A 13,977-nucleotide genomic window follows, 5' to 3' on the forward strand; every position below is an offset into this window, starting at 1 on the left:
GCCCGGGGGCCGAGCACAACCGGGTGGGGTTGCTGGCCGCGGCTGGCCTGATTAGGCCCGCCGCACTGGACTGATGTCCGGGCAGTGATTCTGGTGATAAGAATACGGCGAAGGCAGCGACAGATGATTGCTAAGATTGCTCAATTAAATATCACTTGCGCAATTTTTGCCTAAAGATTGATAATTCGACGCAATCGAAACAGAAAAGGCCAACCCCATGAGCAAGCTTGACCGCTATGACCTGAGCATTCTTGCCGAATTGCAGCGCGATGCGCGTATCTCCAACCAGGAACTGGCCGAACGCATCGGCCTGTCGCCTTCGCCCTGCTCGCGCCGAGTCAAGCAACTGGAAGACGACGGCTATATTGCCCGCCAGGTCGCCCTGCTCGATCGCAAGAAGCTCGGCCTGAGCCTGACCGCCTACGTACTGATCGGCATGGACCGCCACACCCCCGAGCGCTTCGAGACCTTCGAGGCAGCGATCCGCAGCCTGCCGCAAGTACTCGAATGCAGCCTGGTCACCGGGATGGATGCCGACTACCAGCTAAAAGTCGTAGTGCCCGACATGGACCATTACCAGCAACTGCTGCTCGGCCACCTGACGCGCATTGAAGGCGTAACCAGCGTGCGCTCCAGCTTCGTCCTCAACCAGGTACTGGCCAGCACCGAACTGCCGCTCACGCACCTGCGTTAGTCAGGCTGGCAACTGGGGCGTATAATCGCGCGCCTCAACCTGCCGGAGAGTATCGATGGATCCTGCGTTGTTCGAAGAGTGGATGATGACCATCCTGGTCACCATCCTCATTGGTTTCATGGGTTTTATCGTCTGGGACCTGGCGAAAAAATCCAAAGCCGGCAAGTTCGGCACCTTCATCCTGTTTTTCGTGCTGGGCCTGGGCATCCTCGCCTTCATCATCAAAAGCGTGGTGATCGGCTTTATCGAAGGCGTTTAAAGCTTGGCCGGCACTTCCCGCCACTGGCCTTGATCAAGGCCATCCAGGCTCCAGTCGCCGATCCGTACGCGCACCAGGCGCAGGGTCGGCAAGCCGACGGCAGCGGTCATGCGCCGCACCTGACGGTTGCGCCCTTCCTTGATCACCAGCTCCAGCCAACTGGTCGGTATGCTCTTGCGAAAGCGTACTGGCGGGTTGCGTGGCCAAAGGTCGGGCTCGTCGAGCTGGCGGGCCTGGGCCGGCAAGGTCGGGCCGTCGTTGAGCTCAACACCCTCGCGCAGACGCTGCAACTGCTCCGCGCTCGGTTCCCCCTCCACTTGTACCCAATAGGTTTTCGCCAACTTGTGCTTGGGGTCGGCAATCCGCGCCTGTAATTGGCCATCGTTGGTCAGCAGCAGCAAGCCCTCGCTGTCACGGTCCAGGCGTCCGGCCGGGTAAATGCCGGGGATGGCAATGAAGTCCTTGAGGGTCGCGCGCCCTTCGCCGTCGCTGAACTGGGTCAGCACGTCAAAGGGCTTGTTGAACAGGATCAACCGCGGCTCGGCCGGCGGCGCCTTGGGCAGGCGACGCGGACCGGCGGGCTTGGCCGCGGGACGCCGCGGCTTGGTGCGTGGGGGTAACGGCATGGGGCCTCAGCGGAACGGCGGCTCGTCAAAACTGCGCAGTTTACGCGAGTGCAACGAGTTGAGCTCGGTACGCAGCAGGTCGAGGGCGGCGATACCGATGTTCAGGTGCTGGCTGACCGCCCGGTTGTAGAAGGCGTTGGCCGCCCCCGGCAGTTTGATCTCGCTGTGCAGCGGTTTGTCGGAAACGCACAGCAAGGTGCCGTACGGGACCCGCAAGCGATAGCCCTGGGCGGCGATGGTGCCGCTTTCCATGTCCACCGCCACTGCCCGCGACAGGTTGATCAACGGTCGTTCCTGGGCCCAGCGCAGCTCCCAGTTGCGGTCGTCGTAGGTCAGCACGGTGCCGGTACGCAGGCGCTTTTTCAGCTCATCGCCGCGCTCGCCGGTAACCTGCGCCGCCGCCTCCTGCAACGCCAGTTGCACTTCGGCCAGGGCCGGAATCGGAATGTTCGGGGGGACCACCCGGTCGAGAATCCCATCGCGGCGCATATAGGCGTGGGCCAGCACGTAATCGCCAATGGTCTGCGATTGGCGCAGGCCACCGCAGTGGCCGATCATCAGCCAGCAGTGCGGGCGCAGCACCGCCAGGTGGTCGGTGATGTTCTTGGCGTTGGACGGGCCGACGCCGATGTTGACCAGGGTGATACCGTCGCCATCGGCGGCGATCAGGTGATAGGCCGGCATCTGGTAACGGTGCCAGACCACCCCGGCGACCAGGGCCTGGGCTTCGCCGTTGTCCATGGCCTTTTCGATGATCACATTGCCCGGCAAGACCATGCGCACGAAGCGCGGATCATTACGCAGTTGCTCAAGACCGTGGGTGATGAACTGGTCGACATAACGGTGATAGTTGGTCAGCAGGATCCACGGCTGCACATGGCGCCAGTCGCTGCCGGTGTAATGCACCAGGCGGCGCAGGGAGAAGTCCACCCGCGCGGCGTCGAACAGTGCCAGCGGCAGTGGGTCGACGTTGGCCCAGTCGTACAGGCCGTCGGCAATGCCGTCGGTGGCGGCGGACAGGTCGGTGCTGGGGAACACCCGCGCCAGCGCCGCGGCAGTGATGCCGGTACCGGCCAGCTCGTCGCCCTGCTCGACCACATAAGGGTAAGGAATGTTCTGCTGGCTGACGCCCACTTCGACCGTGACAGTGAAGTCACGCATCAGCGGCTTGAGCTGCTCGAGCAGGTAACCACGGAACGCCGCCGGCTGCGTCACGGTAACGCTGTAGGTGCCGGGTAGCTGAACCTTGGCGTAAGCGCGGGTAATCGCCGGCACTTCGCCATGGTATTGGTAGGTCAGGCGCAGTTCGGGGTAGCGGAACAGCGCCCGCTCCTCGGCATCCGGCTCGGTGCGGTCCTTGAGGTAGCGCTTGAGCGCCTGGCTCAAGGCCGCGGTGGCTTGTTCGTGCAGGGCCGCCAGGCGGTCGACGGCCTGCTCGGCGGTTTCTACGACAACGAAGGCTTCATCAGTACGGCTCACAATGTACTTCCTGTCTGACATGCATGCCCCCATCTTGCCTACATCCGTCGGCAAAGGCACGCACGTTAGAGCGGCCAATTCGGGGTCGAGCGTTGCACCAGCGCCGCGACATCAATGCCACGGGGCAGCACGCCGTATACCCGGCCGCTGCCACTCAGGCGGCTGGCGATAAAGGCATCGCTGACCACCGCGTTACCGGCTTCGAGCAGCAACTTGGCCTGCAGGCCGACGGCAATGTCTTCCGTGAGCTGGCGGGCGCGGTACTGGATGTCAGCGGTGTCGGCAAACGCCACCTTGAGGTTGCCGATATGTGCAGCCAGGCGCGGATCGCCATGGCCATCACCGAGCTCGGCAAACAGTGTGTCGAGTACGCCGGGCTCCTTGGACAAGGCGCGCAATACGTCCAGGCACTGAACGTTGCCCGAGCCTTCCCAGGTCGAGTTGACCGGAGCCTCGCGATACAGCCGCGGCAGGATGCTGTCTTCGACATAACCGGCACCGCCCATGCATTCGGCCGCCTCATTGATCATCGCCGGTGCCCGTTTGCAGATCCAGTACTTGCCCACGGCGGTGATCAGCCGGGCAAAACGCGCCTGGTGCGGATCATCCGGCTGGTCGAGGGCATGGCCCATGCGCAGGCTCAAGGCCAGCGCCGCTTCGCTTTCCAGGGCCAGATCGGCCAGCACGTTCTGCATCAATGGCTGCTCGGCCAACAGCCGCCCACCGACCTGGCGATGGGCGCAGTGGTGAGCGGCCTGGGTCAGGGCCTGGCGCATCAGGGCACTGGAGCCGACCATGCAGTCGAAGCGGGTCATGGCGACCATTTCGATGATGGTCGGCACCCCACGGCCTTCCTCACCGATCATCCAGGCCAGGGCGCCACGGAACTCGACTTCGCTGGAAGCATTGGAGCAGTTGCCGAGCTTGTTCTTCAGGCGCTGGATATAGAACTGGTTGCGGCTGTCATCCGGGCGGTGACGCGGCAGCAGGAAACAGCTGAGGCCCTTGTCGGTCTGGGCCAGGGTCAGAAAGGCATCGCACATTGGCGCCGAGCAGAACCACTTGTGCCCGACCAGTTCATAAGCCTGGCCCGGGCCTGGCGCACCGACCGGATAGGCACGTGTGGTATTGGCGCGCACATCGGTGCCGCCCTGCTTCTCGGTCATGGCCATGCCCAGGGTCACCCCGGCCTTATGGCGATCGCCAATGTTACGCGGGTCGTATTCCGTTGCCAGGACCTTGGGTAACCAGTACTTGGCCAGTTCCGGCTGCAGCTTGAGCGCCGGCACGGCGGCGAATGTCATGGTCAGCGGGCAGCCACTGCCGGCTTCGGCCTGGCTGTGCAGGTAGGTCATCGAGGCGCGGGCGACATGGGCGCCCTCACGCGGGTTGGCCCAGGGCAACGAGGGCAGGCCATGCTCGATGGCCGTGCGCATCAGCTCGTGATAGGCCGGATGAAACTCCACCAGGTCGATGCGATGGCCGTAGCGATCATGGCTGCTGAATTGCGGCTTGTACTGGTTGGCCAGAAAGCCTGCGGCCATCAGCGGCCCGCCGGCCAGGGCGCCGTACGCGTCGATGCGGTCCTGTGCCCAGCCTGCACCGTAGCGCCGCGACCATTCCTGCAGCGGCAGATCGATGCGGTACAGGTTGGCGCCATCCAGGGACGGCGGCTGGTTGGTGACCTCATGGGTTTCAGCGTACTGGTGCAGGTTCATCGAGGGGCCTCCTGGATCCTGGCGTGTCTGAAATTTCAGTGAATCACGCCCCGCCCCCCTGTCAAAGTGACAAAAACGCCTAACTAGCCGTGATTTAGCCCTGGCCGGGCCATGCCCAACTGCACCTGGGGCGGGCTCAAGGGCACGCTCAGGCTCAGCTCGAAGCGGCTGCCCAGCCCCGGATTGGACTCGTGCTGCAGGCGCGCGCCGATCAGCTCGGCCAACTGCCGGCAAATCGCCAGGCCAATGCCCAGGCCGCCGTGAGCTCGAGTCATCGAGCCATCGACCTGGAAGAAGCGCTGATACAGCGTGGCTTCATCAAGGCAATCGAAACCGATGCCGCTGTCGCTGACACTGATGCTCAAGCGCAGTTGATCCGGGCCCAGGCGGGCACCGCGTACCTGCAACATGACCCCGCCCTGGTGAGTGAACTTGATGCCGTTATCCATCAAGTACCCCAGGCACATGGCCAGCTTGTGCCGGTCGCCGATCAGCACATCGGGCAGTTCCGCCGGGGTATCCAGGCTCAGGTACAAGCCCTTGGCCATGGCAGCAGCGGCATGTTCGGCGCGCACCTCCTGCAGCAGCGAGCGCAGGCTGAACGGGGCGTTCTGAGCACTCAGGCGGCCGGCCTGCAGCTCGGTGAGGATGAGGATGTCATCGACCATGCCCATCATGTCCTGGGCTGCGGAACTGGCGGTGTGCTGGTACTGGGCCAGCTCGCCGTCCAGCGGCATGGTCTGCATCAGCTCCAGCGAACCGATCACGCCATTCATCGGCGTGCGCAGCTCGTGGGTGACGGTGGCCAGGAACTGGTCTTTCAGGCGGTTACTGTTGGCCAACTGGATGTTGAGCTGCTCCAGGGTGCGGCCGGTTTCGCGCAGCGTCCGGGCCTGCTCGTCACGCATGCTGTTGATGCGGTCGGCCAGCGCCAGGGACAACAGGCCGACCTCCAGCGCCGAACCGATCTGGCTGGCGTACATGGTCAGGAACACGTTCGGCAAATAGCCCAGCACCATCAGGGTATTGACCAGGCCGCCGAGCAAGAACGCCGACCAGGCAATGATGAAGTAGCGGGCCACGCGCAAACCGCGGTGCCAGGCGAAAATCCCGGCGGCGAAGATACACACGGTGAACAGCAGCGCCAACGCCGTGGCCAGGCGCAGGGCTACGCCGTAGCTACTGGTCAGCGACAGCAGCATCGCCAGCGCACCACAGCCCATCAGCACCTTGAGCACGGCGTCGAAGGCACGGCTGTGATTGCGTACCTGCAGGAAGCTGCGGGCAAACTGGCAACCGAACAGGCCCGCCGCACCAATGAACATCGGTGTGGCGGCGTTGGCCCACCAGGGGCTGTCCGGCCAGAAATAGGCCACGCCGGCGCCGTTGACAGAGACCTGGTACAGACCGAACGAGGCGATATAGAGGATGTAATACAGGTAACTGGTATCGCGCACGCTGAGGTAGATGAACAGGTTGTAGACCAGCATCCCCAGCAACACGCCGTAGATCAGGCCCAGCACATACAGGCGGGTCGGTTGCGCCTCCATGTAGGCCTGCGCCGACCACAGGGTCAACGGCGCCTGCACTGAGCCCTGGCTGTGCAAGCGTAGATAGGCCGTGGTCGTCTGGCCGGGGGCAAAGGGTAGTTCGAAGAGGTAGTTGTTCTGTTTGATTTGCCGACTGGCATAAGGCAGGGCGTCGCCGGTGCGTTGGGCCAGGCGAAAGGTACCGCTGGCGTCCGGCAGGTAGAGTTCAAGGTGATCGAGTGGCGGATAGGCCAGCTCCAGCAACCAGGCGCGGGGGGCTGCCGATGGCAAGGCGGTGTAGCGCAGCTGGATTTTCAGCCAGAACACCGAACTGGAATAGCCGGCGTTGAGGACTTCGGCCCGGTGCGGGCGAAAATGCTCGCTGAATGACGGCGCACTGACCTGCGCAATGCTGGCGTTGCCATCGCGGTCTTCGAACACTTGCATCACCTGCCCCAGCGGCAAGCTGCGGGTGGAGTCGTCGAAATCGACCGCCGTGGCCAGCAACGGCAGCCAGCCCAGCACAACAATCAGCAAATAGCGCATACAGCCCCAGCATGGTCTGTCCCGGTCGCGTCGCGTAGCCTCCTGTCCGTTTGAGGCGACGTGATCCGGCAGTAACCGTTATCGGTTTATTCGAGCACTCTAGCATAGCTTTCCGAGCCTGCCAGATGCCACTGAAAACTTTACGCCAAAGGCTCTAGAACGGCACTTTCAGCGATTCTTACAGGACCTTTCAAACGCCCGTTGAAAAATCCCCGGCGCCGGGGCGGACCCAGCAAAAGCGTTTGGTGATAAGCTCGCGCACCATGAATACCTACAGCTCCCGCCCCGTTGTCCTCTGTCTCTCCGGCCACGACCCCAGTGGCGGCGCCGGCTTGCAGGCAGATATCGAAGCCCTGATCGCGCAAGGCTGTCATGCCGCTCCGGCCGTGACCGCCCTGACCGTCCAGGATACCGTCAATGTCAGCGACTTCCGCGTCCTCGACCGCGAGTGGGTACTGGCCCAGGCCAATGCCGTGCTTGCCGATTCGACGGTAGCGGCCGTCAAGCTGGGCATGCTCGGCTCAATCGAAATGGTCGACACCGTGGTCGAACTGCTCAGTGCCCATCCGCATCTGCCGCTGGTCTGCGACCCGGTCCTGCGCGCTGGCGGCGGTGGCCGCCTGGGCAAGGATGAAGTCGGCTACGCCATGCGCGAGCGCCTGTTGCCACTGGCAACCATCGCTACCCCGAACCTTCCCGAAGCACGCATCCTGGCCGAACTGCCCGAAGGCAGCGCCGATGAATGCGCAGAAAAGCTCCTGCCGTTTGTCAGACACCTGCTGATCACCGGCGGTCACGGCGACGAACACGAAATCCACAACCGCCTGTACAGCCGCGACGGCCAGCGTCACACCTGGACCTGCCAGCGCCTGCCCGGCAGCTATCACGGCTCCGGCTGCACCCTGGCCAGTGCCCTGGCCGGCCGCCTGGCCCTGGGCGAGCAGCTGCAAAGCGCGGTGCGCTCGGCCCTGGATTACACCTGGCGCACCCTGCGCGATGCCGAGCAACTGGGCAAAGGCCAGTACGTGCCACGCCGCCTGCCACTGGATTTCTGTTCCTGATCTTCGCTTGAGGTCTACACCATGAAGTTACGCGGCCTGTATGCCATCACTGACAGCCAGTTGCTGGCCGGCAAGTTTCTGCCCTATGTCGAAGCGGCCCTGGAAGGCGGCGTGACCTTGCTGCAATACCGCGACAAGAGCCAGGACGCGTCCCGCCGCCTACGCGAGGCCGAGAGCCTGGCCGAGCTGTGTGCACGCTACAAGACCCAGCTGATCATCAACGACGACGCCGAACTGGCTGCACGCCTGGGCGTCGGCGTCCACCTGGGCCAGACCGACGGGCCGTTGACCCCGGCCCGCACCCTGCTCGGGCGCAACGCCATCATCGGCTCAACGTGCCACGCCCAACTGGAGCTGGCCGAGCAGGCCGCCCGTGAAGGCGCCAGCTACGTCGCCTTCGGCCGCTTCTTCAATTCGGTCACCAAACCAGGCGCGCCCGCCGCCGATACCGCCCTGCTGGAACACGCGCGCAACCGTATCAAGCTGCCGATCTGCGCGATCGGCGGCATCACCCTCGACAACGCCGCCCCGCTGGTCGCCCACGGCGCCGACCTGCTGGCGGTGATTCACGGCCTGTTCGGCGCCGACAGCACGCAGGAAGTCACCCGCCGTGCCCGCGCCTTCAACGCCCTGTTCGCTTCTGCCTGATTGAGAGAGCCCATCATGTCTCGTTCCGAAACCCTGTTTGCCAACGCCCAGAAACACATCCCCGGTGGCGTCAACTCGCCGGTACGGGCGTTCAAGAGCGTTGGCGGCACGCCGCTGTTCTTCAAGCACGCCGCCGGTGCCTATGTCACTGACGAAGACGACAAGCGCTACGTGGACTACGTCGGTTCCTGGGGCCCGATGATCCTCGGCCACAGCCACCCGGATGTACTGGAGTCGGTGCGCAAGCAGCTGGAGCACGGCCTGTCCTATGGCGCGCCAACCGCCATGGAAACCGAAATGGCCGACCTGGTCTGCTCGATCGTGCCGTCGATGGAGATGGTGCGCATGGTCAGCTCCGGCACCGAAGCGACCATGAGCGCCATCCGCCTGGCCCGTGGCTACACCGGCCGCGACAGCATCATCAAATTCGAAGGCTGCTACCACGGCCACTCCGACAGCCTGCTGGTCAAAGCCGGCTCCGGCCTGCTGACGCAAGGCGTACCGAGCTCCGCCGGGGTGCCGGCAGCCTTTGCCAAACACACCCTGACCCTGCCGTTCAACGACATCGACGCGGTCGAGAAGATGCTCGCTGACGTCGGCCAGGACGTCGCCTGCATCATCGTCGAGCCGGTCGCCGGCAACATGAACTGCGTGCCGCCGGCGCCAGGCTTTCTCGAAGGCCTGCGCGCGTTGTGCGACAAGCATGGCGTGGTGTTGATCTTCGACGAAGTGATGACCGGTTTCCGCGTCGCCCTGGGCGGCGCCCAGGCTCATTACGGGGTGACCCCGGACCTCTCGACCTTCGGCAAGATCGTCGGTGGCGGCATGCCGGTGGGCTGCTTCGGTGGCAAGCGCAAGATCATGGAACAGATCGCGCCGCTGGGCCCGGTCTACCAGGCCGGCACCCTGTCGGGCAACCCGCTGGCCATGGCCGCTGGCCTGACCACCCTCAAACTGATCAGCCGCCCAGGCTTTCATGACGACCTGAGCGCCTTCACCAGCCGCCTGCTCGATGGCCTGCAACAGCGCGCCGATGCCGCCGGCATCCCGTTCGTCACCACCCAGGCCGGCGGCATGTTTGGCCTGTACTTCAGCGGTGCCGACGATATCGTCACCTTCGATGACGTCATGGCCAGCGATGCCGAGCGCTTCAAGCGCTTCTTCCACCTGATGCTCGAAGGCGGCGTGTACCTGGCGCCAAGCGCCTTCGAAGCCGGCTTTACCTCGATTGCCCACGGTGAAACCGAGCTGCAGATCACCCTGGATGCGGCTGAGCGAGCGTTCGCCAAGCTCTGATTTTTGCAGCCATCGCGGGGCAAGCCCGCTCCCACAGTGATCATTGTGGGAGCGGGCTTGCCCCGCGATGGTGCCTTGGAAGCAGAAAATCGAGTAAAGACTTTGTAAGGTAGGCGCTGCTTATCCCATAATGTGCCACCAGACACTTTGGCCGCAGCTTTGCAGAGGTAAGTCGATCCCCATGAACCGCACCGGCCGCGCCCTCGCCCTGGGCTGCCTGTTGCTTCTTCAGCCCCTGCTAGCCACAGCAGGCGGTAACTCGTTGCTGATTCCGGCGATGGGCCGCTGCACCCTCGATTCCCAGCCCGAAGACCTGCCGCAAGCGCTCGCTGCCTGCCAGGACGCGGCCAAGTCCGGGGATGCACAAGCCCAGTACGAGTTGGGTGAGTTCTACTACGAAGGCACCAACACCCCACGCGACCTCAACCAGGCCCTGAGCTACTTCGAGCAAGCCTCGCTGCAAGGCCACGCCGAGGCGCAATACCGTCTGGGCACCATGTTCTACAAGGGTGAAGGTGTGGCGGCCAACAATGTGCAGGCCTACATCCTGCTGAAGATGGCAGCGGTCAATGGTGCCGAGGATGCACTGGACATGGCTGACGAGGTGTCTGCCAAGATGCCGCGCGACGAGCTGGAAATCGCGACCCAGGTGCTGGGGCAGATCTTTCGCAAATACCTGCTGGAGCTACAGACCGTCGACGGTCGCACGCCCTTCTCGCCGCTGCCCTGAAACCCGTACTTACTTTTCCGGCATTGGCATCGGGAACGGCATTACATTGCCAGTACCGCGCGCCTCGCTGATCTTTGGCGTGCCCAGACGCTCGACCTCATCGATGCGCACGATCGAGTGCATCGGCACAAAGCTGCGCACCACGCCTTCGAACTGGGCCTTGAGCTTTTCTTCGCTCGGATCGACCACCACCTGGGTGCGCTCGCCAAAGACAAACTCTTCAACTTCAAGAAAGCCCCACAGATCGCTTTGATAGATCTGCTTGGCATACATCTCGTACACCTGGCCCTGGTTGAGAAAGATCACTTTGTAGATCGGAGCTTCGCGTTTGGTCATTTTGGGCGGGGACAATCACGGGTGGTAAAGAAGTCGCAAACTATAACATAGGCACCAGGCCGACAACGCTAGGATCCACGGCCCCGGGCCCTTATAATGTGCGGTTCTTCGAATTACCAGATGATCTCCCATGGCCAAGAAGCTTTACATCGAAACCCACGGTTGCCAGATGAACGAGTACGACAGCTCGCGCATGGTCGATCTGCTGGGTGAACATCAAGCCCTTGAAGTCACGGCCCGCGCCGAAGACGCCGACGTCATCCTGCTCAACACCTGCTCGATCCGCGAGCGCGCCCAGGACCGGGTGTATTCCCAGCTGGGCCGCTGGCGTGAACTCAAAGACCTGAACCCGGACATGGTCATCGCCGTTGGCGGCTGCGTGGCCAGCCAGGAAGGCGAGTCGATCCGCAAGCGCGCGCCTTACGTCGACGTGGTCTTCGGCCCGCAGACCCTGCACCGCCTGCCGGAAATGATCGACGCCGCGCGCACCACGCGCCTGCCCCAGGTCGACGTGTCGTTCCCGGAAATCGAAAAATTCGACCACCTGCCCGAGCCGCGCATCGATGGCCCCAGCGCCTATGTTTCGGTGATGGAAGGCTGCAGCAAGTACTGCACCTTCTGCGTGGTGCCCTACACCCGTGGCGAGGAAGTCAGCCGACCGTTCGACGATGTGCTGGCCGAAGTCATCCACCTGGCCGAAAACGGTGTACGTGAAATCACCCTGCTGGGTCAGAACGTCAACGGCTACCGTGGCCAGACCCACGACGGGCGCCTGGCGGACCTGGCCGAGCTGATCCGCGTGGTGGCGGCGGTGGATGGCATCGATCGCATTCGCTACACCACCTCGCACCCGCTGGAGTTTTCCGACAGCCTGATCCAGGCCCACGCCGAAGTGCCGGAGCTGGTCAAGCACCTGCACCTGCCGGTGCAATCGGGCTCCGACCGCGTGCTGGCGGCAATGAAGCGCAACCACACCATCCTCGAATACAAGTCCAAGCTGCGCAAACTCAAGGCCGCAGTGCCGGGCATCTGCATCAGTTCGGACTTCATCGTCGGCTTCCCCGGCGAAACCGAGAAAGACTTCGAGCAAACCATGAAGCTGGTGGCCGACGTCGGTTTCGACTTCTCCTACTCGTTCGTCTACAGCCAGCGCCCGGGCACCCCGGCCTCGGACCTGCCGGACGAAACCCCGGAAGAGCTGAAAAAGGAGCGTCTCAAGGCCCTGCAACATCGCCTCGACACCCAGGGCTTCGAGATCAGCCGACAAATGGTCGGTACCGTTCAGCGCATTCTCGTCACCGATTACTCGCGCCGCGACCCCGGCCAGTTGCAGGGGCGCACCGAGAATAACCGTATCGTCAACTTTCGCTGCGACAATCCGAAGCTGATCGGCCAGTTCGTCGACATCCATATCGACGATGCGCGCCCGCACTCGCTGTTCGGCTCGCTGGCCCATTGAGCTGACCTGCCGGGCCTTGTTACAGGCCCGGCGACCCTTGATCGTTTCAGCGCTTTCGCCCTGCAGCGGCTAGGGTTATCCTTGAGACCATATCCTTTGCCGTTGGGCGGCTGAAAAACGACCTTGAACGCACCTATCGAACCACATCGTTTCATCCTCGAGCCCTTCGAGGCCCACCGCTTCGCCAACCTGTGCGGGCAGTTCGACGAGCATCTGCGCCTGATCGAACAGCGCCTGGCCATCGAAATCCGCAACCGCGGCAATCAGTTCGAACTGATCGGCGAACCCAAACACACCTCCTCTGCCGAACAACTGCTGCGCCGCCTCTATCGCGAGGCCAAGGCCACCGAGCTGTCGCCGGAAATGGTCCACCTGTACCTGCAGGAATCGGCCGTCGAAGAGCTGGAAAACCCGGCTGTCAACGAAGTCAGTGTTTCCCTGCGCACGCGCAAGGGCATGATTCGTCCACGCGGGCTGAACCAGCAGCGCTATGTGAAGGAAATTCTCGGCAACGACATCAACTTCGGCATCGGCCCGGCCGGTACCGGCAAGACCTACCTGGCCGTGGCCTGCGCGGTTGATGCCCTGGAGCGTGAACAGGTGCGGCGCATCCTGCTGGTACGTCCGGCGGTCGAGGCGGGCGAAAAACTCGGTTTCCTGCCCGGCGACCTGGCACAAAAGATCGACCCGTACCTGCGCCCGCTCTACGACGCCCTGTACGAGATGCTCGGCTTCGAGCACGTGGCCAAGCTGATCGAGCGCCAGGTGATCGAGATCGCCCCGCTGGCCTACATGCGTGGCCGCACCCTGAACAACAGCTTCATCATCCTCGATGAGAGCCAGAACACCACGGTCGAGCAGATGAAGATGTTCCTCACCCGTATCGGTTTTGGTTCCACCGCCGTGATCACCGGTGACATCACCCAGGTCGACCTGCCACGCGGCACCAAGTCGGGCCTGGCCCACGTTATCGAGGTGCTCAAGGGCGTGCCGGGCATCAGCTTCACGCACTTCCTGCCCAAGGACGTGGTCCGCCACCCGTTGGTGCAGCGCATTGTCGAGGCTTACGAGCGCTTCGACAGCCAGCAGCAGAACCCGACCGAAGGCAAACAACGCGATGCTTGAGCTCGATCTGCAACTGGCAAGTAATGCACCACACCCGACCGAGCAACAGTTCCGCCAATGGTGTGAGCTGGCTTTGCGCCAGCGCACGGCCGACTCGGAGCTGACCATTCGCCTGGTCGATGAAGCCGAAGGCCGCGAACTGAATCGCACCTGGCGGAGCAAAGACTACGCCACCAACGTGCTGTCCTTCCCGGCCGACGTGCCTGATGAACTGCTCGACATCCCGCTGTTGGGCGACCTGGTGATCTGCATCGCCGTGGTCGAGCGCGAAGCCGCCGAACAGGGCAAGGCGCTGGAGGCCCATTGGGCGCACCTGGTGATCCACGGCTGCCTGCACCTGCTGGGCTACGACCACATCGACGACGATGAGGCCGAGGAAATGGAAGCACTGGAACGAACGTTGCTTGCCGAACTGGGTCATCCGGACCCGTACGCCGACGACGAACACGACGACATTCAACACTGATATCT

Annotated in this window: 14 protein-coding genes; 9 read left to right on the forward strand and 5 right to left on the reverse strand. The window is 63.2% G+C overall.

What is annotated here, in order from left to right; translation table 11 throughout:
* The first annotated feature begins 217 nt into the window (after nt 1-217).
* Both KHO53_RS06985 and KHO53_RS06990 read left to right on the forward strand, forming a co-directional pair.
* Nucleotides 218-694, forward strand: coding sequence for an Lrp/AsnC family transcriptional regulator (locus KHO53_RS06985; RefSeq protein ID WP_010222927.1), 477 nt, complete (start codon nt 218-220; stop codon nt 692-694).
* Nucleotides 695-749: 55 nt separating this feature from the next.
* On the forward strand, nt 750-953 hold the full coding sequence (locus tag KHO53_RS06990; protein WP_010222926.1) for a DUF2788 domain-containing protein: 204 nt from the start codon (nt 750-752) through the stop codon (nt 951-953).
* On the opposite strand, the gene KHO53_RS06995 is transcribed toward KHO53_RS06990, so the two are convergent.
* The 4 genes from KHO53_RS06995 to KHO53_RS07010 all read right to left on the reverse strand — a co-directional run bounded on the left by KHO53_RS06995 (nt 950) and on the right by KHO53_RS07010 (nt 6,851).
* Nucleotides 950-1,516 carry a pseudouridine synthase gene (locus KHO53_RS06995; RefSeq protein WP_174242340.1) on the reverse strand — a complete coding sequence of 189 codons (567 nt, stop codon included), beginning with the start codon at nt 1,514-1,516 and terminating at the stop codon, nt 950-952. The genes KHO53_RS06990 and KHO53_RS06995 overlap by 4 nt on opposite strands.
* Before the next feature lie 69 nt (nt 1,517-1,585).
* Nucleotides 1,586-3,091 (reverse strand): AMP nucleosidase, encoded by a 1,506-nt coding sequence (amn, locus tag KHO53_RS07000; protein ID WP_374045233.1) that lies wholly within the window; start codon nt 3,089-3,091, stop codon nt 1,586-1,588.
* 32 nt (nt 3,092-3,123) lie between these two features.
* Nucleotides 3,124-4,776: an acyl-CoA dehydrogenase family protein gene (locus KHO53_RS07005; protein ID WP_100782770.1), complete on the reverse strand. Its 1,653-nt coding sequence runs from the start codon at nt 4,774-4,776 to the stop codon at nt 3,124-3,126.
* 83 nt (nt 4,777-4,859) lie between these two features.
* Nucleotides 4,860-6,851: a sensor histidine kinase gene (locus KHO53_RS07010; RefSeq protein WP_036996968.1), complete on the reverse strand. Its 1,992-nt coding sequence runs from the start codon at nt 6,849-6,851 to the stop codon at nt 4,860-4,862.
* Nucleotides 6,852-7,114: 263 nt separating this feature from the next.
* Here KHO53_RS07010 and KHO53_RS07015 point away from each other — a divergent pair, with 263 nt between their 5' ends.
* The 4 genes from KHO53_RS07015 (at nt 7,115) to KHO53_RS07030 (ending at nt 10,586) form a co-directional block, all read left to right on the forward strand.
* A complete protein-coding gene (locus tag KHO53_RS07015; RefSeq protein ID WP_100782771.1) occupies nt 7,115-7,912 on the forward strand; it encodes a hydroxymethylpyrimidine/phosphomethylpyrimidine kinase in 798 nt (265 codons plus the stop codon).
* Nucleotides 7,913-7,933: 21 nt separating this feature from the next.
* Nucleotides 7,934-8,560: a thiamine phosphate synthase gene (gene thiE, locus KHO53_RS07020; RefSeq protein WP_010222920.1), complete on the forward strand. Its 627-nt coding sequence runs from the start codon at nt 7,934-7,936 to the stop codon at nt 8,558-8,560.
* 15 nt (nt 8,561-8,575) lie between these two features.
* Entirely contained in the window at nt 8,576-9,856 is a 1,281-nt protein-coding gene (gene hemL / locus KHO53_RS07025; protein ID WP_213570135.1) for a glutamate-1-semialdehyde 2,1-aminomutase, read from the forward strand.
* Nucleotides 9,857-10,037: 181 nt separating this feature from the next.
* On the forward strand, nt 10,038-10,586 hold the full coding sequence (locus KHO53_RS07030; protein ID WP_213570136.1) for a tetratricopeptide repeat protein: 549 nt from the start codon (nt 10,038-10,040) through the stop codon (nt 10,584-10,586).
* Nucleotides 10,587-10,595: 9 nt separating this feature from the next.
* Here KHO53_RS07030 and KHO53_RS07035 read toward each other — a convergent pair whose 3' ends face one another.
* Nucleotides 10,596-10,922 (reverse strand): DUF1820 family protein, encoded by a 327-nt coding sequence (locus tag KHO53_RS07035; protein WP_010222917.1) that lies wholly within the window; start codon nt 10,920-10,922, stop codon nt 10,596-10,598.
* A gap of 130 nt (nt 10,923-11,052) precedes the next feature.
* On the opposite strand from KHO53_RS07035, the gene miaB reads away from it, so the two are divergent.
* The 3 genes from miaB to ybeY all read left to right on the forward strand — a co-directional run bounded on the left by miaB (nt 11,053) and on the right by ybeY (nt 13,972).
* On the forward strand, nt 11,053-12,381 hold the full coding sequence (gene miaB / locus KHO53_RS07040; protein ID WP_010222916.1) for a tRNA (N6-isopentenyl adenosine(37)-C2)-methylthiotransferase MiaB: 1,329 nt from the start codon (nt 11,053-11,055) through the stop codon (nt 12,379-12,381).
* 123 nt (nt 12,382-12,504) lie between these two features.
* Nucleotides 12,505-13,506, forward strand: coding sequence for a PhoH family protein (locus KHO53_RS07045; protein ID WP_010222915.1), 1,002 nt, complete (start codon nt 12,505-12,507; stop codon nt 13,504-13,506).
* Nucleotides 13,499-13,972 carry an rRNA maturation RNase YbeY gene (ybeY, locus tag KHO53_RS07050; protein ID WP_036996971.1) on the forward strand — a complete coding sequence of 158 codons (474 nt, stop codon included), beginning with the start codon at nt 13,499-13,501 and terminating at the stop codon, nt 13,970-13,972. The genes KHO53_RS07045 and ybeY overlap by 8 nt, the downstream gene beginning before the upstream one ends.
* Nucleotides 13,973-13,977 lie beyond the last annotated feature (5 nt).

The organism is Pseudomonas sp. RC2C2 (genome assembly GCF_018390435.1).
GTDB classification, from domain to species: Bacteria; Pseudomonadota; Gammaproteobacteria; order Pseudomonadales; family Pseudomonadaceae; genus Aquipseudomonas; species Aquipseudomonas donghuensis.

Coding starts and splice junctions, on each gene's coding strand:
- KHO53_RS06985 (WP_010222927.1), top strand. CDS start 218: ATGAGCAAGCTTGACCGCTATGACCTGAGCATTCTTGCCGAATTGCAG.
- KHO53_RS06990 (WP_010222926.1), top strand. CDS start 750: ATGGATCCTGCGTTGTTCGAAGAGTGGATGATGACCATCCTGGTCACC.
- amn (WP_374045233.1), bottom strand. CDS start 3,091: ATGGGGGCATGCATGTCAGACAGGAAGTACATTGTGAGCCGTACTGAT.
- KHO53_RS07005 (WP_100782770.1), bottom strand. CDS start 4,776: ATGAACCTGCACCAGTACGCTGAAACCCATGAGGTCACCAACCAGCCG.
- KHO53_RS07010 (WP_036996968.1), bottom strand. CDS start 6,851: ATGCGCTATTTGCTGATTGTTGTGCTGGGCTGGCTGCCGTTGCTGGCC.
- KHO53_RS07015 (WP_100782771.1), top strand. CDS start 7,115: ATGAATACCTACAGCTCCCGCCCCGTTGTCCTCTGTCTCTCCGGCCAC.
- thiE (WP_010222920.1), top strand. CDS start 7,934: ATGAAGTTACGCGGCCTGTATGCCATCACTGACAGCCAGTTGCTGGCC.
- hemL (WP_213570135.1), top strand. CDS start 8,576: ATGTCTCGTTCCGAAACCCTGTTTGCCAACGCCCAGAAACACATCCCC.
- KHO53_RS07030 (WP_213570136.1), top strand. CDS start 10,038: ATGAACCGCACCGGCCGCGCCCTCGCCCTGGGCTGCCTGTTGCTTCTT.
- KHO53_RS07035 (WP_010222917.1), bottom strand. CDS start 10,922: ATGACCAAACGCGAAGCTCCGATCTACAAAGTGATCTTTCTCAACCAG.
- miaB (WP_010222916.1), top strand. CDS start 11,053: ATGGCCAAGAAGCTTTACATCGAAACCCACGGTTGCCAGATGAACGAG.
- ybeY (WP_036996971.1), top strand. CDS start 13,499: ATGCTTGAGCTCGATCTGCAACTGGCAAGTAATGCACCACACCCGACC.